This is a genomic window from Bradyrhizobium algeriense (assembly GCF_003062295.1).
GTDB lineage: Bacteria > Pseudomonadota > Alphaproteobacteria > Rhizobiales > Xanthobacteraceae > Bradyrhizobium > Bradyrhizobium algeriense.
The window spans coordinates 256,189-278,359 of sequence record NZ_PYCN01000004.1 but is presented as its reverse complement, the minus strand read 5'-3'; the positions used below and the strand labels follow the sequence as shown (position 1 = coordinate 278,359).

Here is a 22,171-nt window from a genome sequence, read left to right as displayed (position 1 = left end):
AGTCTGATCACCGGGAAACTACCGTCCGGCGGAATATTAGTTAATGGCAGCCTCGCCGCTGGCCTTGAGCTTGACGCCGGTGGCGACGAACAGTTGCGGCACCTTCTTGGCGTTCAGATATTTATGAACCGCGGTGTTGGACGGCGTGCCGAGGGCACTGAAGACCACCAGCACCTCGTCGCTCTCGACGAGTTTGTGGCAGCGAAAGTGATGAGCGCCGTCCAGAAGGCGGCGCTTCTTATTGTTGCGGAACGCATTGCTGCTCCTGAGTGAGGGTTACCTTTTCAGCTTTCCTATGAGTTGCTGGGCAACCATCGCGACCTGCCTGGCGCCGTGCGGTACCAGGAAGATGACGAGGAACAGAAGTACGCCGAATACGGCGCCGGAGAGGCCTTTGGAGATGCCTTCGGCGATATTCGGCACGAAGATGATGAAGGCGCTTCCGACGATCGAGCCCGGCAGCCAGCCGACGCCGCCGACGACCATGCCGAGGAACAGCGAGATCGCGAGCGTGATGGTGTAGCCGTCCGGGGCCACGAACTGCACCGCGATGGCGCCGAGACCACCGGCGACGCCGGTGATGCCGGCCGAGACGCCGAACGCCAGCGTCTTGTACAGCGCCACATCGACGCCCATGGCGGAGGCCGCGATCTCGTTGTCGCGGATTGCCATGAAGGCGCGGCCCGAGCGCGAGCGCAGCAGGTTGACCGAGGCGATATAGATCCCGATCGTGATCACGAGCGTGAAGTAATACAGCCACATGTCCTGCCCCATCGGCAGGCCGAACGGCGCATCGGGCTTGGTCACGACCAGTCCCTGCACGCCGCCGGTCCAATGCTCGAAGAAGCCGAGCTTCAGGAGTTGCGGCATGGCGACCGCAAGCGCAAAGGTCGCCAGCGCCAGGTAAACGCCGGAGAGCCGCAGCGCCGGCTGGCCGAACACGAAACCGAAGGCAAAGCAGATGACGCCCGCGATCGGCAGCGTCAGCGCGTAGTTCATCCCGACATGTTCCATCAGGATCGCCGACGTATAGGCGCCGACCGCGTAGAACGCGCTCTGGCCGAGCGAGAACTGGCCGCTGCCGCCGGTCAGGATGTTCAGCGCCAGAACAGCAAGGCCGTAGATCAGGAGCATCGTCATCTGGAAGATGATGAAGTTCTTGACGAACAGCGGCGCGAGGGCCAGCGCGGCCAGCACCACCAGCGAGGTGCCCAGGCCGAGCGTCATCGCTCGCTTCGGAACGGCATCGACGGCCGGTGCTTCTGTGACGACTTCTTCGACTGCGCTCATGATCAAACTCGCTTCACGATGGGCCGGCCCAACAGTCCAGCCGGTTTGACAACCAGGACGGTGATGATCAGCGCAAGCGCGATCGGCAGTTTCAGTTCGTTACCGACGCCGGGAATGTAGGTCCCGGCGAGATTTTCAAACACGCCGACCAGGAAGCCGCCGAGCACGGCGCCGAGCGGTGAGGTCAGGCCGCCAAGAACGGCCGCGGCAAATCCGTAGATCAGCACGCCGCCCATCATGTTCGGCTCCAGGAACACGACAGGCGCGATCAGGATGCCGGCGATCGCGCCGATGGCGGAAGCCATGCCCCAGCCCAGTGCGATCATCCACGACGTGTTGATGCCGACCAGGCGGGCCGATTCCGGCAGCGAGGCGGCGGCGCGCATCGCAAGCCCGATCCGGGTGAATTGAAAGAAGAAATAAAGTGCGATCAGCAGTCCCAGCGTGACGCCGATCATGCCGGCCTGGTGGGTCGAGATCAGCTGGCTGCCGAGGAAGGGTGAGGATCCGAACGGCGACGGATACTGCTTGATGGTGAAGTCCCAGATCAGGCCGGCCACCGAGTTGACGATCGCAAACAATGCGATGAAACCCGCGACGTTGGTCAGGATCGGAGCCTTGGCGAGCGGCTTGAACAGCAGCCGCTCGATGGCGATGCCGCCGGCAAAGGAGATGATCAGCGTGGCGAGGAAGGCCCACCAGTACGGGATGCCCCACTGCATCAGCTGCCAGGAGATGAAGGTCGAAAACATCGCCATTTCGCCCTGGGCGAAATTAAGATGGTCGATCGCCTGGTAGATCATCACGACGGCAAGCGCCATACAGGCATAAATCGCGCCCGTGGCGATACCGGCCAGGACCTGGTTGGTAAAAAGCTCCATTGTCCTGCTCCTCAGTAGCCGAGATAGGATTTACGGACGTCTTCGTTGGTCGCGATGTCCTTGGCGTTGCCCGACATCACGATCCGTCCGGTTTCGATCACATAGGCCTGGTCGGCGAGTTCCAGCGCCAGTTGCGCGTTCTGCTCCACCACCAGGATGGTGACCTTGTCCTCGCGGTTGATCTTGCCGAGGATCTTGAACAGCTCGCGTACGATCAAGGGCGCCAGGCCGAACGACGGCTCGTCCAGCAGCATCAGCCGCGGCCGCAGCATCAGCGCACGTGCGACCGCGAGCATCTGCTGCTCGCCGCCCGACAGCGTGCCGGCCTGCTGGGTGTGGCGTTCCTTCAGCACCGGGAAGTGCTCGTACATGCGCTCGATGTCGGCCACCACGCCCTTCTTGTCGTTACGGGTGATGGCGCCGAGCTGCAGGTTTTCCTCCACCGTCATGGTGGTGAAGGTGCCGCGGCCCTGCGGCACATGCGCAATGCCGAGGCGGACGACGTTTTCGGTCGACTTGCCGGAGAGCGGCTTGCCCTCGAACTCGATCGCGCCGGTCGAACGCACCATGTTGCAGATCGCGCGCAGGGTGGTGGTCTTGCCGGCGCCGTTGGCGCCGAGCAGGGTGGTCAGCGAGCCCTCGTTGAGCGCGAAGGAGAGGCCATGAAGCGCCTGGACCTGCCCGTAATAGGCGCGGAGATCCTTGACGTTAAGCATCGAGGTCATTGGTCTTTGCTCCCCAGATAGGCTTTGATGACATCCGGGTCGGCCTGGACCTGGGCCGGTGTTCCCTCGGCGAGCTTGCGGCCGAAGTTGAGGGCGACGACATGGTCGGCGATCGACATCACCAGACCCATGTGATGCTCGACCAGCAGCACCGTCATGTGACGCTCGTCGCGAATGCGCTTGATCAGGTCGCCAAGCACGTGGACTTCTTCGTGATTGAGGCCGCCGGCGGGTTCGTCGAGCAGCAGGATCTTGGGATCGGCGGCCAGCGCGCGCGCGAGTTCGACGCGCTTCTGGGTGCCGAACGGCAGGCCGGACACGATGGTGTGGGCGACGTCATCGAGGCCGAGATAGCTAACGATCTCGTGGACGTGCCTGTTGAGTTCGGCCTCGCCACGGCGCACCCAGCCCAGTCGCAGGGAGTCGCTGATGATGTCGCTGTTGGAACGGGAATGGGTGCCGACGCGAACGTTGTCGAGTACCGAGAGATTTGGGAACAGCGCGACGTTCTGGAAGGTGCGGCCGATGCCGATTTCGGCGATCCGGTGCGGCGGACGCGTCAGAATGCTCACGCCCTCCATCAGAATATCGCCGGAGCTCGGCTGATAGAGTCGGGAGAGACAGTTGAACAACGTCGTCTTGCCGGCGCCGTTCGGACCGATCAGTCCAAGGATGTTTCCCTTGTGCATGTTAAACGACACGCCGTTCAACGCGATGATGCCGCCGAACACGACGCTGACGTCGCGAACCGCGAGCAGGGGAGCATTTCCCTGCGCGAGCTGGGCCTGCGTCATCGGGTCTCGCCCGCGCTGATCACAGGGCGGGAATGACCACGCGAAGATTTTCGCCAGTCGTGATGAAGGCTATCTGATCCCCTCGGACACACGTGCAACTTTTCCTCCTGCTTTCAACTTCTTGTTTTCTGTTTTTTTTGATTGCGGTGCCGCGCCGCCCAGCGCTGCCTCGATGTTCCTTACCATCGTGACAAGGCGAGGTCCAATGTCGTTGATCAGGCGATCTTCCGTGAAGCGGAAAGCAGGCGCGCCGCAATTGAATGCGTATGGTCCGGTTCCGTCGCTGAGCTTCAACGGTACACCTACGGCGTGCACATCGTCCTGCCATTCGCCTGCGGAGATCGTGAATCCGTGACGCGCGAGCATCTCGCCCGCGCGCTCGATGCCGTCACGCATTTTGGGCCAGCGATTGCCGTAATGGTCGCGCAGTTCGCGCAACAAGGTGGCGCGCTCATCCTCGGGCAGCGCCCAGATATAGGCGCGCCCCATCGCGGTCGTCGCGATCGGCACGCGCGAACCGACATCGAGCTGTACGCCGAGCAGCCCGGTACGGCTTTGCCCGAAATAGATCATGCTGTGACGGTCGCGTCCGCCGACCGCGACGGCGCCACCGGTCTCGCGCATCAGTTCTTCACGATAAGGTTCGGACAAATGCCGAACGCCGAGATTGGCAAGGGCGGCATACCCCAGCGCCATGGCTGATGGCGCGAGCTGATACTTCTCGAAGCGCGGAACGGGTGTAAGATAACCCAGCTTGGTCAGGGTGTAGGTCAGCCGGGAAATGGTTGGCTTCGGCAAATTGGTACGGGCGGCGAGTTCTTGATTGCCGAGAAGCCCGTCGTTGGGATGAAATGCGCGCAACACATCAAGTCCGCGGGAAAGCGCAACGACGAAGCTGCGATCAGTCGCCACCTTTTTCCCTGGACGCTTCATTACCCGCTACTGCTGATGAGCTCGTTGACAACGGACGTGCTTCAAAATAACCCTCCGTGTCAAGATGTGGAATTAAATTTCGCAGTGCGAAATTGACGAAAATCGACCGTAGCCACTCAACGCAAGTCGAGCGGCATCCAAGAACAAACGATCCAGAGAACAAACGATCCAGGGAGAATCCCGTGAGCGAAGTGGTAAAACTCGAGCGTCATGACGTCATCGCCATCGTCACGGTCAACAGCCCGCCGGTAAATGCGCTCAGCGCCGCGGTGCGCGGCGGTATTTTCGAATGCATGAAGAGCGCGATTGCGGACGCGGAAGTTAAGGCAATCGTGCTGACCTGCGACGGCCGCACCTTCATCGCCGGCGCCGACATCACCGAATTCGGCAAGCCGCCGAAGCCCCCGGGTCTCGCCGAAGTGCTTGTCCTGATGGAGAACTCGCCGAAGCCGATCATTGCCGCGATTCACGGCACGGCGCTTGGCGGCGGTCTCGAAGTCGCCCTGGCATGCCACTATCGCGTCGCGACCAAGGAAGCCAAGCTCGGCCTGCCCGAAGTGAAACTCGGCCTGTTGCCGGGTGCCGGCGGCACCCAGCGGCTGCCGCGCGCGGTCGGCCCGGAACTCGCGGTCAAGATGATCGTCAGCGGCGATCCGATCGGCGCGGCGGATGCGCTCAAGAACGGCCTGATCGAGGAGATCGTCGAAGGTCCGGCTTCGGGCGGCGAGGCCTTTGCGCTCAAGGTGCTGGCGGAGAAGCGTCCCTTGCGCAAGCTGCGCGACGACGACTCCAAGCTCGCGGCGGCCAAGGCCGACATTTCGATCTTCACCAATGCGGTCGCAGCCCTGACCAAGAAGGCGCGCGGGCTGGAAGCGCCGTTTGCAGCCGCGGATGCCGTGCGCGCCGCGATCGAACTGCCGTTCGACGAGGGGCTGAAGAAGGAGCGCGAAGGTTTTCTCAAGCTCGTCGCCAGCGACCAGTCGAAAGCGCAGCGCTACGCCTTCTTCTCCGAGCGGGAAGCCGCCAAGATCGCCGGAGTGCCCGAGGGCACCAAGCCGCGTCCGGTGGAACGCGTCGCCATCATCGGCGCCGGCACCATGGGCGGCGGTATCGCGATGTCCTTTGCCAATGCCGGTATCCCGGTGACGCTGATCGAGACCGGCGAGGAGCAGCTCAAGCGCGGCCTGGGCGTGATGCAGAAGAACTACGAGGCGACGGCCGCGCGCGGCGGCATCCCTGCGGATGCCCCGGCCAAGCGCATGGGCCTGATCACGGGCGTGGTCGGCCTGGAGAACGTTAGGGATGCTGACCTTGTGATCGAAGCCGTGTTCGAAACCATGGCGGTGAAGAAGGAAGTGTTCGAGGCGCTCGACAAGCACGCCAAGCCGGGCGCGGTGCTGGCCAGCAACACCTCGTATCTCAACATCGACGAGATCGCGAAGGTGACAAAACGTCCGCAGGACGTGCTCGGCATGCACTTCTTCTCGCCGGCCAACGTGATGAAGCTGTGCGAGATTGTCCGCGCCGACAAGACCGCGCCGGATGCGCTGACCACTGCGGTGTCGATCGCGCGCAAGATCGCAAAGGTGCCGGCCGTGGTCGGCGTCTGCGACGGCTTTGTCGGCAACCGCATGCTGGCCCAGCGCGGCAAGCAGTCGGAAAAGCTGCTGTTCGAAGGCGCATTGCCGCAGCAGGTCGATGCGGTCGTGACAAAATTCGGCATGCCGATGGGCCCGTTCGCGATGAGCGATCTCGCCGGCCTCGATATCGGCTGGCGTTCGCGCAAGGACCGCGGCATCAAGTCGGAAATCGCCGACGCGCTGTGCGAGGCCGGGCGCTTCGGCCAGAAGACCGGCAAGGGCTACTACAAGTATGAAGCCGGCTCCCGCGCGGCGCTGCCGGATCCGGAAGTCGAAAAACTGATCGACGAGACCCTGCAGCGCCTCGGCCGCAAGAAGCGCGTCGTCAGCGACGATGAGATCCTGGAGCGCATGATGTACCCGATGATCAACGAGGGTGCGCGCATCCTCGAAGAGAACATCGCGGCGCGTCCGAGCGACATCGACGTGATCTGGCTCTACGGCTATGGCTGGCCGATCTATCGCGGTGGCCCGATGTTCTACGCCGACCAGGTCGGGCTCAAGCACATCGCCGATCGTCTCTCCTATTACGCCAAGGAGACCAACGATCCCTCGCTCGAACCGGCCCCGCTGCTCAAGCGCCTCGCCGATGAAGGCAAGACCTTTGCGTCGCTGGCCGCGCAGTCGAAGGCGGCTTGATGGGGCGCCCCGGAGAGCAGTTCTATCCGGAAGGCGTTCGCTGGGACGATCCGATCGCGCGCGGCACGCTGCCCGACCTGTTGTCGGCAGCGGTCGCCGAATTCGGATCGCGCCCTGCCATCGAATTCCGCGACCGGCCGATCAGTTTCACCGAGCTTGAAGCACTGGTGGAGACCGCGGCCAGCGCCTTCCTGCGCGCCGGCTACGGCAGGAACAGTTCGATCGCGCTGTTCCTCGGCAATACGCCGGATCATCCCATCAATTTCTTCGGCGGTCTGAAAGCGGGCGCCCGCGTCGTGCACCTGTCGCCGCTGGACGGCGAGATCGCGCTGTCGCACAAGCTCACGGACTCCGGTGCGCGCGTGCTGGTCACCAGCAGTCTCTCGGCGCTGTTGCCGACCGCGCTGAAATTGCTGGACAAGGGTTTGCTCGATCGCTTGATCGTTTGCGAGGACGATCAATGGGGCACGATCGGAGCGCCGCAGACGGCGCTGCCGGACAACCCTGCGGTCGTCACTTACAGGCAATTCACCGACGGCGCGGCGAAGCCGGAGCAATGGCCTGCGATTTCGCCCGATGACGTCGCGCTGCTGCAATATACCGGCGGCACCACAGGGCTTCCAAAAGGCGCGATGCTCAGCCACGGCAATCTGACCTCGGCGGTGTCGATCTTCGACGCCTGGGGCAAGCCGGGGCGCGCCGAGCGCAACGCGATCGAGCGTGTGATCTGCGTGTTGCCGCTGTTCCACATCTATTCGCTGACGGTGGTGCTGCTGTCGTCGATCCTGCGCGGCAATCTTATTTCGATGCACCAGCGTTTTGACGTCGAGGCTGTGATGCGCGACATCGAAGTGAAGCGCGCGACGGTGTTTCCCGGCGTGCCGACGATGTGGATCGCGATCGCCGCCTTGCCGGATCTGGACAAGCGCGATTTGTCGTCGCTGGTCATCGCTGGCTCGGGCGGTGCGCCGCTGCCGGTGGAAGTGGCACGGATCCTGGAACGCAGGGTGGGCATGAAGCTGAAGAGCGGCTGGGGTATGACAGAGACCGGCTCCCCCGGCACCGCCCACCCCAAGGAAGGTCCGGACAAGCCAGGCTCGATCGGCCTGATGCTCCCCGGCATCGAAGTGGACGTGGTATCGCTGGAAGATCCGACGAAGCTGATGCCGGTGGGCGAAACCGGCGAACTCCGCGTCCGCGGCCCGAACGTCACCAAAGGCTACTTGAACCGGCCGGAAGAAACCGCGAAGGCCTTTGTCGGCGATCGCTTCCTCACCGGGGACATCGGCTACATGGATGCCGACGGCTATTTCTACCTGGTCGACCGCAAGACGGACATGATCATTTCCGGCGGCTTCAACGTCTATCCGCAGATGATCGAGCAGGCGATCTACACCCATCCCGCCGTGCAGGAAGTGATCGTGATCGGGATTCCCGACGACTACCGCGGCGAGGCTGCGAAGGCCTTCATCAAGCTGCGCGACGGCGCCAAGCCGTTCACGCTGGACGAATTGCGTGCGTTCCTGACCGGCAAGATCGGCAGGCACGAACTGCCGGCTGCGCTCGATTTCGTCGACGAGCTGCCGCGCACGGCGGTTGGCAAATTGTCGCGCCACGAACTGCGCATGCAGCAACAGCCTTCGCAGACTGCGTCACCAAAACAACAAGCCGCATCAGGAGGTCGTTCCTAAACTCCGCCGTCGTCCCTGCGAACGCAGGGACCCATACGCCGCGGCCCCGCTTTGGGGCACATGGGGAGACGGCTTTAGTAACACTAGCAGTGGTGGTTATGGGTCCCTGCTTTCGCAGGGACGACGAGAGATAAGAGTTCGCGTTACTACGAATGTAATTCATTCGCTCACAAGGAGGATCCGATGGATCTCGCTTTCAGCAAGGAAGAAATCGCGTTTCGTGAGGAGGTGAGGGCCTTCTTCCGGGACAACGTGCCGCCGGAGACGCGGCGCAAGATGGTGGAGGGGCGTCACCTCTCCAAGGACGAGATGGTTACCTGGTGGCGCATCCTCAACAAGAAGGGCTGGGGCTGCTCGCACTGGCCGAAGGAATATGGCGGGACCGGCTGGACCTCCGTGCAGCACTACATCTTCAACGAAGAACTGCAGATGCACCCGGCACCCGCGCCGCTCGCCTTCGGCGTCAGCATGGTCGGCCCCGTCATCTACACCTTCGGCAACGAGAAGCAGAAGCAGCAGTATCTGCCGCGCATCGCCAATGTCGACGACTGGTGGTGCCAGGGTTTTTCGGAGCCCGGCTCGGGATCGGACCTCGCCTCGCTGAAAACCAAGGCCGAGCGCAAGGGCGACAAGTACATCATCAACGGTCAGAAGACCTGGACCACGCTGGCCCAGCACGCCGACATGATCTTCTGCCTGTGCCGCACCGACACCACGGCGAAGAAGCAGATGGGCATCTCCTTCATCGTGTTCGACATGAAGTCGAAGGGCGTCACCGTGCGCCCGATCGAGACCATCGACGGCGGCCGTGAAGTCAACGAAGTCTTCTTCGACGACGTCGAGGTGCCGGTCGAGAATCTGATCGGCGAAGAAAACAAGGGCTGGGACTACGCAAAGTTCCTGCTCGGCAACGAGCGCACCGGCATCGCCCGCGTCGGCGTCTCCAAGGAACGGCTGCGCCGCATCAAGGAGCTCGCCTCCAAGGTCGAGTCCAACGGCAAGCCCGTAATCGAGGATCAGGGCTTCCGTGAGAAGCTGGCAGCCTGTGAGATCGAGCTGAAGGCGCTCGAGCTGACACAGCTCCGCGTCGTCGCGGATGAAGGCAAGCACGGCAAGGGCAAGCCCAACCCGGCGTCCTCGGTGCTGAAGATCAAGGGCTCGGAAATCCAGCAGACCACCACCGAACTCCTGATGGAAGTGATCGGCCCGTTCGCCGCGCCCTACGACGTGCATGGCGACGACGGCTCTAACGAGACCATGGACTGGACCGCCCAGATCGCGCCGAGCTACTTCAACAACCGCAAGGTTTCGATCTACGGCGGCTCCAACGAGATCCAGCGCAACATCATCACCAAGGCGGTGCTGGGGCTTTGATCTTTCTTCTCCCTCGCCCCGCTCTCTTGCGGGGTCGAGACGAGCGAAAGCTCGCTCTTAGAGGGTCGGGGTGAGGGGCCTCTCTCCCAGCAATGATTGCCGAGAGACCTGTACCCCCTCACCCGGCGCTACGCGCCGACCTCTCCCCGCAAGCGGGGCGAGGTTAAGAAGCCGGTTCGTAGGATGGGTGGAGCGAAGCGATACCCATCACAACAAGTCCGAACAGTGCGATGGGTTTCGCTTCGCTCTACCCATCCTACGGGTTCGTTCGATTTCCATGCCTCAGGCATGATTTGAGAGAGCAAAAGAACATGGATTTTGATTTGTCCGAGGAGCAGCGCCTTCTCAAGGAAAGCATCGACGGTCTGTTGACCGACTCCTACGATTTCGATGCGCGCAAGAAGTACCAGAAGGAGAAGGGCGGCTGGAGCAAGGCTGTCTGGGGCAAGCTCGCTGAGCAGGGCCTGCTGGGCCTGCCGTTCGCGGAAGCCGATGGCGGCTTTGGCGCCGGCGCGGTCGAAACCATGATCGTGATGGAAGCGCTCGGCAAGGCGCTGGTGCTGGAGCCGTATCTCGCAACCGTCGTGATCGGCGGCGGCTTCCTGCGCCATGGCGGCTCGGCTGAGCAGAAGGCCGCGCATATCCCCGGCATCATCGACGGCAGCAAGACCTTTGCGTTTGCGCAGCTCGAGAAGAACTCGCGCTACGATCTCGGCGATGTCGCAACATCAGCCAAGAAGAAGGGCGCGGGATGGGTCATCGACGGCGAAAAATTCGTCGTGCTCAACGGCGAGAACGCCGACACCCTGATCGTGACCGCGCGCACCAAGGGCGCGCAGCGCGATCGTAGCGGCATCGGCGTGTTCCTGGTGCCGGCGAACGCCAAGGGCGTCACCCGCAAGGGCTATCCGACCCAGGACGGCCTGCATGCTGCTGATATCACGCTGACCGGCGTCGAGGTCGGCGCCGATGCCGCGATCGGCGATCCCGAGAACGCTCTGGCGCTGATCGAGCGCGTGGTGGACGAAGCCCGTACCGCGATGTGCGCGGAAGCCGTCGGCGCGATGGATGAATCGCTGAAGAGCACGGTCGAATATCTCAAGACGCGAAAACAGTTCGGCGTGCCGATCGGCAGCTTCCAGACCCTGCAGCACCGCGCCGCCGACATGTTCGTGGCCCTCGAACAGGCCCGCAGCATGTCGATGTTCGCGACCATGGCGGCCGATTTCGACAGCGCCAGGGAGCGCGCGACCGCGGTCGCCGCCGCCAAGGTGCAGATCGGCAAATCAGGCAAGTTCATCGGCCAGCAGTCGATCCAGCTTCACGGCGGCATCGGCATGACCCAGGAAGCCAAGATCGGCCACTACTTCAAGCGGCTGACCATGATCGAAAACACCTTTGGCGACACCGACTACCACCTCCGCCGCGTCACCGACGCGGGCGGGTTGGTTTAATCTTGTCATTCCGGGGCGATGCGCAGCATCGAACCCGGAATCTCGAGATTCCGGGTCTGGTCCTTCGGACCATCCCGGAATGACGAACACAGTTTCCGTCATTGCGAGCGTAGCGAAGCAATCCATGGCTCCGCACGGGGATAGATGGATTGCTTCGCTACGCTCGCAATGACGGGGAGAGAGCGAAATCAGGGAGCCAACAACAATGAAAAACACCCCGTTCGATCTCACCGGCAAAGTCGCCATCATCACCGGCTCCAGCCGCGGCATCGGCCGCTCCTCCGCCGAACTGCTGGCAAAACTCGGTGCAAAAGTCGTGATCTCCAGCCGCAAGGCTGACGCCTGTCAGGAAGTCGCCGACGGCATCAAAAAGTCCGGCGGCGACGCCCATGTCATTCCCTGCAACATCTCCCGCCGCGAGGAAGTCGAGGCGCTGGTCACGGGCACGACAAAGCATTACGGCAAGGTCGACATCCTCGTCTGCAACGCCGCGGTCAATCCGTATTACGGCCCGCTGCTCGACATCAAGGACGAGGCCTTCGACAAGATCATGGGCAGTAACGTCAAGAGCAACATCTGGCTCTGCGCGCTGGCGATCCCGCAAATGGCGGAGCGCGGCAACGGCTCGGTGGTGATCATCTCGTCCATCGGCGGCATGCGCGGCTCTACTGTGATCGGCGCCTACGGCATTTCGAAAGCGGCTGATTTCGCGCTGTGCCGCAGCCTCGCCGGCGAATGGGGCCCGAAGGGCGTCCGCGTCAATTGCGTGGCGCCGGGCCTGGTGAAAACCGATTTCGCCAAGGCGCTGTGGGAAGATCCGGAAATGCTCAAGCGCCGCACCGCCGGCACCCCGCTCCGCCGCATCGGCGAGCCCGACGAAATCGCCGGCGCGGTCGCGTATCTGGCCTCGGATGCCTCCACCTTCATGACCGGCCAGACCATCGTGGTCGATGGCGGCGTGACGACAGCGGCGACGTAGCTTCTTTCTAACCCCTCTCCCCTTGTGGGAGAGGGTGGATCAATCGCGCAAAGCGCGATTGAGACGGGTGAGGGGTCTGTCTCCGCGGATGCAGACCCCTCATCCGGCAGCCTTCGGCTGCCACCTTCTCCCACAAGGGGAGAAGGAAGGGAGCTCGCTTGCCGCTGAGATATTGACCTTCGCCTCCCAATCGGATTGCCTCTCTCGCAACCAAAACCTCCCAGGGAAGCAACGTCATGTCCTTTGTACTGGCCATCGATCAGGGCACCACGTCCTCGCGCGCCATCGTGTTCCGCGGCGACATCTCCATCGCCGCCACGGCGCAACAGGAGTTCCCGCAGCATTTTCCGGCGTCCGGCTGGGTCGAGCACGAGCCGGAGGATATCTGGACCTCGACGGTCGCGGTCTGCCGCGAGGCGCTGGAAAAGGCCGGCCTGACGGCAAAGGACATCGCCGCGATCGGCATCACCAACCAGCGCGAGACCACGGTCGTGTGGGACCGCGCGACGGGGCAGGCCGTGCACCGCGCCATCGTCTGGCAGGATCGCCGTACATCAGACATCTGCGCCAAATTGAAAGCCGAAGGCCACGAGCCCACGATTTCGGCCAAAACCGGCCTGATCATCGATCCCTATTTTTCGGGAACGAAAGTCGCCTGGATCCTCGACCACGTGCCGGGCGCGCGCGAACGCGCCGGCCGCGGCGAGCTGATGTTCGGCACCGTCGATTGTTATCTGCTGTGGCGCCTGACCGCTGGCCGTGTGCATGCGACCGACGCCACCAATGCCTCGCGCACGCTGCTGTTCAACATCCACACCGGCGAGTGGGACGATGAGCTCTTGAAACTCCTGCGCGTGCCGCGCTCGATGCTGCCAGAGGTAAAAGATTCCTCCGCCAAATTCGGCGACAGCGACCCAAGCCTGTTCGGCGGCGCGATCGCCATTTCAGGCATCGCCGGCGACCAGCAGGCCGCCACCATCGGCCAGGCCTGCTTCACGCCCGGCATGATCAAGTCGACCTACGGCACCGGCTGTTTTGCGCTGCTCAACACCGGCACCACGCCGGTCGCCTCGAAGAACAAGCTGCTCACCACCATCGCCTATCAACTCAAGGGAAGGCGCACCTACGCCCTCGAAGGCTCGATCTTCGTCGCCGGCTCCTCCGTGCAGTGGCTGCGTGATGGCCTCGGCATCATCAAGCAGGCGTCCGAAACCGGCCCGCTCGCCGACAAATCCGATTCCATGCAGAGCGTCTATCTGGTGCCGGCCTTCGTCGGCCTCGGCGCCCCCTATTGGAATCCCCGCGTGCGCGGCGCGCTGTTCGGCCTGACCCGCAACACCGGCCCTGCCGAACTCGCGCACGCCGCGCTCGAAAGCGTCTGCTATCAGACATTTGACCTCTGGGCCGCGATGCGCGCCGACTGGCCGGATGCGACCGTCGCCAACATCGTGCTCCGCGTCGACGGCGGCATGACGGCGTCGGACTGGACCATGCAGCGCCTTGCGGACCTGCTCGATGCGCCAGTCGACCGCCCGATGATCCAGGAGACCACGGCGCTCGGGGCGGCGTATCTCGCGGGCCTGAACGCCGGTGTCTATCCCGAGCCGGCAAAGTTCGCCGACAACTGGCGGCTGGAGCACCGCTTCAAGCCAGCGATGAGCGCGGCGACGCGCGAGCGGAAACTTGCAGGCTGGGCGAGGGCGGTGAAGGGCGTGCTGGCGAGCGATGAGGGGGAGTAGGTTAGTGATACTAGGATAGTAGCCCATCAAATCTTTTTCTTAAAAGCATCTCGATTGCTTTTCTATTGGCGCTTGAGACAGCGCCTAGCATCTGAATAATATCTTCGTCGTCCAGCGGAATTACGTAGCCTCGGGAATCCAATGCGGTGTCGCGGCACCTTTCGATAAATTTGGTCTTGTCGTCGATTGAACGGCAGCAAATCATGCCGAAAAATCCTCGCGTATGGCCAAACCGTCCGGTGATCTGATCAAGTTCAGGATTGGCAATCTCTCTGGAGTAGTTCTTGCATTCCACCGGAACACTGAGCGCCCTTGTTTGAGGGGACTGAAGGATGCTTTGAAAGAAGCCGCGATCCCCAGCATTGGTAAATCTGATGTCGATTCGTTTTCGACCAGCGTGTATTTCATGTTCCTTGATGGGACAGATCAACCCCGGAAAGAACAGAAAAGAAAGAACCCCGATCATGAACGAGTGATATTCACCAGCGGCGGCGGGTCCTGGCGCAATTCTCTGCAAAGAATTAATCAGAGCCTCGGAAAAAGTTCTCTCGTCGAAATCCTCGTCCAGATCTTTCGGACTGAGTGGCCCGCGTGCACCATTCAACTCCTTGTACTTTTCTAGCACCTCTGGGTGCTTGCTTACGAAATCAGCCAGGTCGTCCTTGACGAAAGGATGGCGAGCTTTGACGTCCTTCTTTGTAACTCTAATTCGGCCGGACTTCAGAACGTACGCTAAGCTAGAATTTGGAGTCGTATATTCCTCTCTCAAAAACTCAATCATGTGATGATTGTAAAATTCTTGACTATCGAGAGATAGCTTTTTTCTCACAGAATACTTCGGTACCAGGATCACGGCCTTGCCGTGAGCCACCGGAAGATCGTGATAGCCTTGCGTCCATCGTTCATTTGTCGAATCCCAGACGGGGCCGACTGATCGATCCTTCGTCAGTGGAATTCCAAACAATGCGCACTGTGCCTGCGTATACTCAATCAAACGTCCTCGAATTATATTTGTCGTCAAATCAGAAATTCTATCGCGACCGATTCCTTCAACAAAAAGTTCTGCCTCAGCTAAATCCGAGAGGACGCCGCTCGCGACCGCCCGGCTGCTTGCCAGCTTGTTTAACAATTGAGCGGCCTGAAAGTCACCAACGCCGCTACCCTGTGGCTCGCCTTTGGAAAGACCTAAGAATGTTTCCTTTGCTTCATGCAATTGCGACATCAGTGTCTCTGCATGCGGACGATCGGTTCGAAGCGCGGTCACCACGGCCGTAAAAAACGATCGAATGTCATCTGCGCATTTTCCCGACCATTCATCGCTCTTTATTTCGAGTGCGTAAGGGTCGACAAATAATGGAATGTCGCGTGTCGGATCAACGTTCACGAAATCGAGCTCGGCCTGCGTCTTTTTCAATTTGAAGTATCGAGAAATATCCATGGAATTCCCCGGCCAATATAATCCTCCCCGCAATAGTCGAGATTCGCAAAGGCAACTGGATAAGAGTTGAGTTATCCGACTTTTCCACAGTAGAAGCGGAGTTTTCCCGTCGTTTCTGTCGATGGATGAGAGGATCGCAGACTTAGGCCGAGTCAGGTCGGCGAATGATTCGTTGAGCCCGGAAGCGTTAGGGCTGCGGCACGTTCTCGTCCGAATTGTGCTAGGTTATGAACTTCTGGGGCTTCCGATTCGCAACAGGAGCACGTGCCATGGAAATGATCATAGCAGGCGGTGTTTTGGCGTTGTTGGGTATTGGCCTTGCGATAAGAGTCGTCACTTCATGCGATGGTAGTGACGGCAGCATCTGCAAGGATGGTTGGTTAAGTCGCAGTTCTGGACGCGGCACATGCTCTTGGCATGGCGGCGTCGATTCAGAATAACTTTTTCGTGGATGGCCGGGTCAAGCCCGGCCATGACGAACAGAGAGAGTGATTTCAAAACATCTCCTGCTTCGCTCTTGCCAGCGAAAACCCTCTCCGATCCGCATTGAAGCAGGTAATCCCCGCCTGCTCGGACTTGCACGTAAACCCGCCGCGCTGCCACACCTCGCCATAGCCAAGCACCGGCAGCGCTTTGTCCATCACGGTGTCGCCGTGGCAGAGGCGGGTGGCGGGGCCTTTGGCGTTCATCTCGAAGGCGCCGCCGTAGTCGAGCTCGCAATCGGCAGGCCGGCGCGGCTTGGTTTCCATGGCGCTGATGTCGCAGCGGAGGATGTTCTGCTTGTCGTAGTCGAAATACTGGCAGGCGATGTTTTTGGACGGCGACTGGAAGCCGGCGGGGGCGGATTGAGCATGGGCCGGTGCGGCGAGGACAAATAGCGGAAGCGCGAAGAAGATTGGCCGCCATTGAAACATGATGTGTAACTCGTGAGTTGCAATACGCCTTAACGTACTTAGGATGACGCTTGGCGCGACCCAAAGCAACCTCGTCATGCCCGGGCTTGACCCGGGCATCCATCACCCTTCGAAAAGAATCTTCCCAAGGAGGGATGGATGGCCGGGTCAAGCCCGGCCATGACAAGCGGAGAGAGCACAACGAGCATGATCCTGATCGGCCAATACGACTCCCCCTTTGTCCGCCGCGTCGCCATCGCCATGCGGCTGTATGGTCTCGCTTTCGAGCACAAGCCGTGGTCGACCTTCGGTGATGCCGACAAGATCGCACCCTATAATCCGCTGCGGCGGGTGCCGACGCTGGTGCTCGATGACGGCGAGGCGCTGATCGAGAGCGCGATGATCCTGGATCATCTCGACGATGTCGTCGGCCCCGACAAGGCGATGATCGCACGCAGCGGCGAGACACGGCGCCGGCATTTGCGGATTTGCGCGCTGGCGATGGGGCTCGGCGACAAGGGCGTCAGCCTGCTTTACGAGCGTGTGCTGCGGAAGGAGAAGCAGCTCGATCTGTGGGTCGAGCGCTGCAAGTCGCAGATATCGGGCGTGCTCGACGTGCTGGAAAAGGAGCGCGCGGCGGTCAAGACACCGTATTGGTCCGGCGAGAAGATCGGCCACGCCGACATCGCGGTTGCCTGCGTGCTGCGCTTCACCGGCGAGGCGCATCCCGCGCTGTTCGACGCGCGCTATCCCGCATTGAAGGCGCATTCTGCCGCTTGCGAGGCGCTGCCGCCGTTCAAGGAAATCGTGCAGCCGCTCGCGCCGCCGAGCGGCGATTGAGCTCGGTGGGGGCGGGCCGCGCCACGACCGCGGAGCCTTTTCGTCTTGCCGGCCCGCTGCGCTCGCGCGAGCGTGAGCCGCGGGCCCAATCCTACTTTGCATGGGGTTGTTTTCGCGATTTTTGTCAGGCCGGGTGCGGCGTGTCCGGGGAGTCGCGCCGCCGGGCCGCCAGCCTCGCTTTCAGGCCTTCGGCCGCATCGCCTCCGGCGTGTCCGGCTGCGCCAGCGGATGCGCCTTCGCAAATTCCGGCAACGCCATCGCGGTCTCGAAGATGCGCTTCACCGTCGGATAGATTTTCAGGTCGATCTGCTGCGTGATCGCGACGGTGACGTGCCCCACCATGCAGATATCCGCCAGCGTTGGCGCATCGCCATGACAAAACCGGCCAGTGTCCTTGTTATCAGCCAGATGCCCCTCCAGCGCCGCCAGCGTTTCCACGATCCAGTGCCGTCGCCACGCCGCCTGCTGCGTATCGCGAAGGTTCAGTTCGTGGTCGAGATAGCGCCGCACCCGCGGCACCAAGAGCGGATGGCCTTCGCAGGCAACCATCAGCGCCAGCGCGCGGACACGGGCGCGGCCGGCTGGATCGGCGGGCAGCAGCGGCGGAGATGGGTATCTCTCGTCGAGATATTCCAGGATCGCGAGCGACTGGAACAGCGTGGTGCCGTCATCCTCGACCAGCGCCGGCAACGCCATCTGCGGATTGATCTTGCGATACTCGGGGTCACGATGCGCGTTGGCGTCGAGGTCGACGAAGATCACCTCGGCCGGGACGCTTTTCAGATTGAGCGCGATGCGAACGCGAAAGCTCGCCAGCGATCGCCAGAAGGAGAAGAATTTCATGGGAGGAAATCCCGCCTGTTTCTTCCCCTCTCCCCTTGTGGGAGAGGGTGGCTTCGCGAAGCGAAGACGGGTGAGGGGTCTGTCTCCGCGGACGCAGACCCCTCATCCGGCGCTCCGCGCCACCTTCTCCCACAAGGGGAGAAGGGAAGGAAGCACCTACTACGCCCCCACGGCCTTCTTCCGCCAGGCCAGATGCACGGCGCAGGTGCAGCCGGGCGGATGCGAGGCGACATCGTTGGCGGGTACGATCTCCGTCGCCACCGGTGCCGGCGTCGGCGCTGCCTGCTCCTGCGACGGAATGTAGTTCAGCACCGGCGCCAGCCAGCGCTCGGTCTCGGCCACGCTCATGCCCTTGCGCGCGGCATAGTCCTCGACCTGGTCCCGCTCGATCTTGCCGACGCCGAAATAGAAGCTTTCGGGATGCGAGAAATAAAGTCCCGACACCGACGAGCCCGGCCACATCGCAAAGCTCTCGGTCAGCTTCACCCCGGCGGTGTTTTCGGCGTCGAGCAGGCGGAACAGCGTCGCCTTCTCGGTGTGATCGGGTTGCGCGGGATAGCCGGGCGCCGGGCGGATGCCGGCATATTGTTCGAGGATGAGTTGATCCGAAGCCAGCGCCTCGTCCGGCGCGTAGCCCCAGAATTCCTTGCGGACGCGCTGATGCATCCGCTCGGCAAAGGCTTCCGCCAGACGGTCGGCCAGCGCCTTGCACAGGATCGAGGAGTAGTCGTCATTGGCGTTCTTGAAGCGGTCGGCGACCGCGTCCTCGCCGATTCCGGCGGTGACCACGAAGGCGCCGACATAATCGGGCACGCCGGACGACGCGGGGGCGATGAAATCCGACAGCGCGGCGTTGAAGCGGCCTTCGCGCTTCTCCAGTTGCTGGCGCAGCGTGTGGAAGGTCGCGATCTTCCTGGCTCGCGTATCGTCGGCATAGACGGCGATATCGTCGCCGTCGGCATTGGCCGGCCAGAAGCCGATGGTGGCGCGGGCCTTGAACCATTTCTCCCTGACGATGAGATCGAGCATCTTGCGCGCGTCGTCATAGAGCGAACGCGCGACCTCGCCGATCTTGGGATCGTCGAGGATGGCCGGGAAGCGTCCGGTCAATTCCCAGGTCTGGAAGAACGGCGTCCAGTCGATGTATTCGGCGAGTTCGGCCAGATCATAGGCGTCGAAGCTCTTGATGCCCAGAAACGCCGGCTTCTTCGGCGGCGTTTTGGCGAAGTCGGCCTTGACCGCGTTGGCGCGCGCATCGGCCAGCTTCAACCGCTTCTTGTCGGCCTGGGCGCGGAAATGCGCCGCGGAAATCTTGGCGTATTCGGCGCGGATGTCGGCGGCATAGGCCTCGCGCCGCTCGGGCGAGAGCAGCGACGACGCCACGCCGACGGCGCGGCTGGCGTCGTTGACATGCACCACCGGCCCGCCCTTGTAGTTCGGGTCGATCTTGACGGCGGTGTGGACGCGGCTGGTGGTGGCGCCGCCGATCAACAGCGGCATCTTCATGCCCTGCCGTTCCATTTCGCCGGCCAGAAAACTCATCTCGTCGAGCGAGGGCGTGATCAGGCCGGACAGCCCGATGATATCGGCATCTTCCGCCTTGGCGGTTTCGATGATCTTGGCGGCGGGCACCATCACGCCGAGGTCGATCACCTCGAAATTGTTACATTGCAGCACGATGCCGACGATGTTCTTGCCGATGTCGTGGACGTCACCCTTGACGGTGGCGAGCACGATCTTGCCGGCGGCGTTGCGGCCGTCGCCGGTCACGCCGTTGGCGAGGTTGCGCGCCTTCTCCTCTTCCATGAACGGCATCAGATAGGCGACCGCCTGCTTCATCACGCGCGCCGACTTCACCACCTGCGGCAGGAACATTTTTCCGTCGCCAAAGAGGTCGCCGACGATGTTCATGCCGGCCATCAGCGGCCCTTCGATCACGTTCAGCGGCCGCTCCACCGTTTTGCGGACGGCTTCGGTGTCTGCTTCGATGAATTCGGTGATGCCGTGCACCAGCGCGTGGCTCAGCCGTTTCTCGACCGGCCATTCGCGCCAGGCAAGATCCTGCTCCTTGGTCTGCTTCTCCTTGCCGCGGAATTTTTCGGCCAGCGCCAGCAGCCGCTCCGAGGCACCCGAGTCGCGGTTGAGAATGACGTCTTCGCAGACCTGGCGCAACTCGGGGTCGATGTCGTCATAGACGATCATCTGTCCGGCATTGACGATGCCCATGTCCATGCCGGCCTTGATGGCGTGGTAGAGAAACACCGAATGCATGGCCTCGCGCACCGGCTCGTTGCCGCGGAACGAGAACGACAGGTTCGAGACGCCGCCGGAGATGTGCGCATGCGGCAGGTTCTGGCGGATCCAGCGCGTCGCCTCGATGAAGTCGACGCCGTAATTGTTGTGCTCTTCCAGTCCGGTCGCGATCGCAAAAATATTCGGATCGAAGATGATATCCTCGGGCGGAAAGCCGACCTCGTTGACCAGGATGTCGTAGGCGCGCTTGCAGATTTCGGTCTTGCGCGCAAACGTATCTGCCTGTCCGACCTCGTCGAACGCCATCACCACGACGGCGGCGCCATGGCGGCGGGCGATGCGGGCCTCGTGGATGAATTTCTCCACGCCTTCCTTCATCGAGATCGAGTTCACCACCGGCTTGCCCTGAACGCATTTCAGGCCGGCCTCGATCACGTTGAATTTCGAGGAGTCCACCATGACCGGCACGCGCGCGATGTCGGGCTCAGCGGCGACGAGGTTGAGGAAGGTCACCATCGCCGCTTCAGAGTCGAGCAGGCCCTCGTCCATGTTGACGTCGATGATCTGCGCGCCGTTCTCGACCTGGTCGCGCGCCACCTGCAGGGCTGCGGTGTAATCGCCCGCGGTGACCAGCTTGCGGAATTTCGCCGAGCCGGTGACGTTGGTGCGCTCGCCGACGTTGACGAACGGGATCGCCGGCGTCAGTTCGAACGGCTCGAGGCCCGACAGCCGCAGCCGCGGCTCAATCACAGGCACGGCCCGCGGCTTGTGCGGGGCAACCGCGGCGGCAATCGCCGCGATATGGCCTGGCGTGGTACCGCAGCAGCCGCCGACGATGTTGACGAGGCCGGCCTCGGCAAACTCGCCGATCAGGCGGGCCATGTATTCGGGCGTCTCGTCATACTGGCCGAACTCGTTGGGCAGGCCGGCGTTCGGATAGGCGCACACCAGCGTGTCGGCGACACGGCCGATGTCGGCGATATGCGCGCGGAGATCTTCGGCGCCGAGCGCGCAGTTGAAGCCGATGGTGATCGGTTTGGCGTGCCGCACCGAATTCCAGAACGCTTCCGGCAACTGTCCCGACAGCAGGCGGCCGGATTTGTCGGTGATGGTGCCCGAGATCATCACGGGTACGTCGATGCCGCGTTCTTCGGTGATTTCGGAAATGGCGTAGAGTGCCGCCTTGGCGTTCAGCGTGTCGAAGATGGTTTCGACCAACAGCAGGTCGGCGCCGCCGTCCAGGAGCCCGTTGATCTGTTCGCCATAGGCCTTGCGCAGATCGTCGAAGGTGACGGCGCGATAGCCGGGGTTGGAAACGTCGGGCGAGATCGACGCGGTGCGATTGGTCGGTCCCAATGCGCCGGCGACGAAGCGCGGCTTGCCGTCCTCGGCGCTGACGCGCATCGCCGCGGCGCGGGCGAGTTTTGCGCCGTCGCGGTTCAGTTCGTAGGCGAGGTCCGACATGTCGTAGTCGGCCTGCGCGATCGAGGTCGAGGAGAACGTATTGGTCGCGACGATGTCGGCGCCCGCGCGCAGGTAAGCCGCGTGGATGTCCTCGATCGCCTGCGGCTGCGTCAGGATCAAAAGGTCGTTGTTGCCGCGGACATCGCGATGAAAATCCGCGAAACGCGCGCCGCGAAACGCGGCTTCGTCATACTGCAGGCCCTGGATCATGGTGCCCATGGCGCCGTCGAGCACCAGGATGCGCTCGCGGGCGGCGGCGAGCAGGGCGGTTCGCTTGGGCGAAATCTTGGCAGTCATCGGA

Annotated in this window: 16 protein-coding genes and 1 pseudogene; 7 read left to right on the top strand and 10 right to left on the bottom strand. The window is 62.3% G+C overall.

All coding sequences use genetic code 11. The annotated features are described in order from the left end of the window. Nucleotides 1–75: 75 nt before the first annotated feature. The 6 genes and pseudogenes from C7G61_RS12295 to C7G61_RS12270 form a co-directional block, all read right to left on the bottom strand. Nucleotides 76–204 (bottom strand): annotated as a pseudogene (locus C7G61_RS12295) (ABC transporter substrate-binding protein); the annotation flags it as partial. A 72-nt stretch (nucleotides 205–276) separates the two neighbouring features. Continuing rightward, a complete protein-coding gene (locus C7G61_RS12290) occupies nucleotides 277–1,290 on the bottom strand; it encodes a branched-chain amino acid ABC transporter permease (protein ID WP_108514349.1) in 1,014 nt (337 codons plus the stop codon). Nucleotides 1,291–1,292: 2 nt separating this feature from the next. Beyond that, nucleotides 1,293–2,171 carry a branched-chain amino acid ABC transporter permease gene (locus tag C7G61_RS12285; RefSeq protein WP_108514348.1) on the bottom strand — a complete coding sequence of 293 codons (879 nt, stop codon included), beginning with the start codon at nucleotides 2,169–2,171 and terminating at the stop codon, nucleotides 1,293–1,295. A gap of 11 nt (nucleotides 2,172–2,182) precedes the next feature. Then, the gene (locus tag C7G61_RS12280; RefSeq protein ID WP_108514347.1) at nucleotides 2,183–2,896 is read right to left on the bottom strand and encodes an ABC transporter ATP-binding protein; all 714 of its coding nucleotides are present in this window, start codon (nucleotides 2,894–2,896) and stop codon (nucleotides 2,183–2,185) included. Beyond that, nucleotides 2,893–3,690, bottom strand: a complete 798-nt coding sequence (locus C7G61_RS12275; RefSeq protein ID WP_108514346.1) for an ABC transporter ATP-binding protein — start codon at nucleotides 3,688–3,690, stop codon at nucleotides 2,893–2,895. The genes C7G61_RS12280 and C7G61_RS12275 overlap by 4 nt, the downstream gene beginning before the upstream one ends. Nucleotides 3,691–3,759: 69 nt before the next feature. Beyond that, nucleotides 3,760–4,623 carry an IclR family transcriptional regulator gene (locus C7G61_RS12270; protein WP_108514345.1) on the bottom strand — a complete coding sequence of 288 codons (864 nt, stop codon included), beginning with the start codon at nucleotides 4,621–4,623 and terminating at the stop codon, nucleotides 3,760–3,762. 182 nt (nucleotides 4,624–4,805) lie between these two features. Between C7G61_RS12270 and C7G61_RS12265 the strand changes: the two genes are divergently transcribed. The 6 genes from C7G61_RS12265 (at nucleotide 4,806) to glpK (ending at nucleotide 14,139) form a co-directional block, all read left to right on the top strand. Then, the gene (locus C7G61_RS12265) at nucleotides 4,806–6,902 is read left to right on the top strand and encodes a 3-hydroxyacyl-CoA dehydrogenase NAD-binding domain-containing protein (RefSeq protein ID WP_108514344.1); all 2,097 of its coding nucleotides are present in this window, start codon (nucleotides 4,806–4,808) and stop codon (nucleotides 6,900–6,902) included. Beyond that, complete coding sequence (pimA, locus tag C7G61_RS12260) at nucleotides 6,902–8,593, top strand: dicarboxylate--CoA ligase PimA (RefSeq protein WP_108514343.1); 1,692 nt, start codon at nucleotides 6,902–6,904, stop codon at nucleotides 8,591–8,593. Before C7G61_RS12265 ends, pimA begins: the two co-directional genes overlap by 1 nt. A 183-nt stretch (nucleotides 8,594–8,776) precedes the next feature. Next, nucleotides 8,777–9,967 carry a pimeloyl-CoA dehydrogenase large subunit gene (pimC, locus tag C7G61_RS12255; protein ID WP_108514342.1) on the top strand — a complete coding sequence of 397 codons (1,191 nt, stop codon included), beginning with the start codon at nucleotides 8,777–8,779 and terminating at the stop codon, nucleotides 9,965–9,967. A gap of 311 nt (nucleotides 9,968–10,278) precedes the next feature. Beyond that, nucleotides 10,279–11,421, top strand: a complete 1,143-nt coding sequence (gene pimD, locus C7G61_RS12250) for a pimeloyl-CoA dehydrogenase small subunit (protein WP_108514341.1) — start codon at nucleotides 10,279–10,281, stop codon at nucleotides 11,419–11,421. 205 nt (nucleotides 11,422–11,626) lie between these two features. Then, complete coding sequence (locus tag C7G61_RS12245) at nucleotides 11,627–12,400, top strand: SDR family NAD(P)-dependent oxidoreductase (protein ID WP_108514340.1); 774 nt, start codon at nucleotides 11,627–11,629, stop codon at nucleotides 12,398–12,400. A 236-nt stretch (nucleotides 12,401–12,636) separates the two neighbouring features. After that, nucleotides 12,637–14,139, top strand: a complete 1,503-nt coding sequence (gene glpK / locus C7G61_RS12240; RefSeq protein ID WP_108514339.1) for a glycerol kinase GlpK — start codon at nucleotides 12,637–12,639, stop codon at nucleotides 14,137–14,139. A 10-nt stretch (nucleotides 14,140–14,149) separates the two neighbouring features. Here glpK and C7G61_RS12235 read toward each other — a convergent pair whose 3' ends face one another. Continuing rightward, nucleotides 14,150–15,577 (bottom strand): hypothetical protein, encoded by a 1,428-nt coding sequence (locus tag C7G61_RS12235; protein ID WP_108514338.1) that lies wholly within the window; start codon nucleotides 15,575–15,577, stop codon nucleotides 14,150–14,152. A gap of 494 nt (nucleotides 15,578–16,071) precedes the next feature. Next, nucleotides 16,072–16,560: a DUF6636 domain-containing protein gene (locus tag C7G61_RS12230; RefSeq protein ID WP_244608264.1), complete on the bottom strand. Its 489-nt coding sequence runs from the start codon at nucleotides 16,558–16,560 to the stop codon at nucleotides 16,072–16,074. A 117-nt stretch (nucleotides 16,561–16,677) separates the two neighbouring features. Between C7G61_RS12230 and C7G61_RS12220 the strand changes: the two genes are divergently transcribed. Further along, the gene (locus C7G61_RS12220) at nucleotides 16,678–17,310 is read left to right on the top strand and encodes a glutathione S-transferase family protein (RefSeq protein WP_108514335.1); all 633 of its coding nucleotides are present in this window, start codon (nucleotides 16,678–16,680) and stop codon (nucleotides 17,308–17,310) included. Nucleotides 17,311–17,490: 180 nt separating this feature from the next. On the opposite strand, the gene maiA is transcribed toward C7G61_RS12220, so the two are convergent. Next, a complete protein-coding gene (gene maiA / locus C7G61_RS12215; RefSeq protein ID WP_108514334.1) occupies nucleotides 17,491–18,153 on the bottom strand; it encodes a maleylacetoacetate isomerase in 663 nt (220 codons plus the stop codon). Between the two features lie 159 nt (nucleotides 18,154–18,312). Next, nucleotides 18,313–22,167, bottom strand: coding sequence for a methionine synthase (gene metH, locus C7G61_RS12210; protein ID WP_108514489.1), 3,855 nt, complete (start codon nucleotides 22,165–22,167; stop codon nucleotides 18,313–18,315). Nucleotides 22,168–22,171 lie beyond the last annotated feature (4 nt).

Bases quoted from the DNA above. Each gene is read 5' to 3' on its own strand.
- C7G61_RS12280 (WP_108514347.1), bottom strand. From the start codon at position 2,896: ATGACCTCGATGCTTAACGTCAAGGATCTCCGCGCCTATTACGGGCAG.
- glpK (WP_108514339.1), top strand. From the start codon at position 12,637: ATGTCCTTTGTACTGGCCATCGATCAGGGCACCACGTCCTCGCGCGCC.
- C7G61_RS12245 (WP_108514340.1), top strand. From the start codon at position 11,627: ATGAAAAACACCCCGTTCGATCTCACCGGCAAAGTCGCCATCATCACC.
- C7G61_RS12290 (WP_108514349.1), bottom strand. From the start codon at position 1,290: ATGAGCGCAGTCGAAGAAGTCGTCACAGAAGCACCGGCCGTCGATGCC.
- C7G61_RS12220 (WP_108514335.1), top strand. From the start codon at position 16,678: ATGATCCTGATCGGCCAATACGACTCCCCCTTTGTCCGCCGCGTCGCC.
- pimC (WP_108514342.1), top strand. From the start codon at position 8,777: ATGGATCTCGCTTTCAGCAAGGAAGAAATCGCGTTTCGTGAGGAGGTG.
- metH (WP_108514489.1), bottom strand. From the start codon at position 22,167: ATGACTGCCAAGATTTCGCCCAAGCGAACCGCCCTGCTCGCCGCCGCC.
- pimD (WP_108514341.1), top strand. From the start codon at position 10,279: ATGGATTTTGATTTGTCCGAGGAGCAGCGCCTTCTCAAGGAAAGCATC.
- C7G61_RS12275 (WP_108514346.1), bottom strand. From the start codon at position 3,690: ATGACGCAGGCCCAGCTCGCGCAGGGAAATGCTCCCCTGCTCGCGGTT.
- pimA (WP_108514343.1), top strand. From the start codon at position 6,902: ATGGGGCGCCCCGGAGAGCAGTTCTATCCGGAAGGCGTTCGCTGGGAC.
- C7G61_RS12270 (WP_108514345.1), bottom strand. From the start codon at position 4,623: ATGAAGCGTCCAGGGAAAAAGGTGGCGACTGATCGCAGCTTCGTCGTT.
- maiA (WP_108514334.1), bottom strand. From the start codon at position 18,153: ATGAAATTCTTCTCCTTCTGGCGATCGCTGGCGAGCTTTCGCGTTCGC.
- C7G61_RS12235 (WP_108514338.1), bottom strand. From the start codon at position 15,577: ATGGATATTTCTCGATACTTCAAATTGAAAAAGACGCAGGCCGAGCTC.
- C7G61_RS12285 (WP_108514348.1), bottom strand. From the start codon at position 2,171: ATGGAGCTTTTTACCAACCAGGTCCTGGCCGGTATCGCCACGGGCGCG.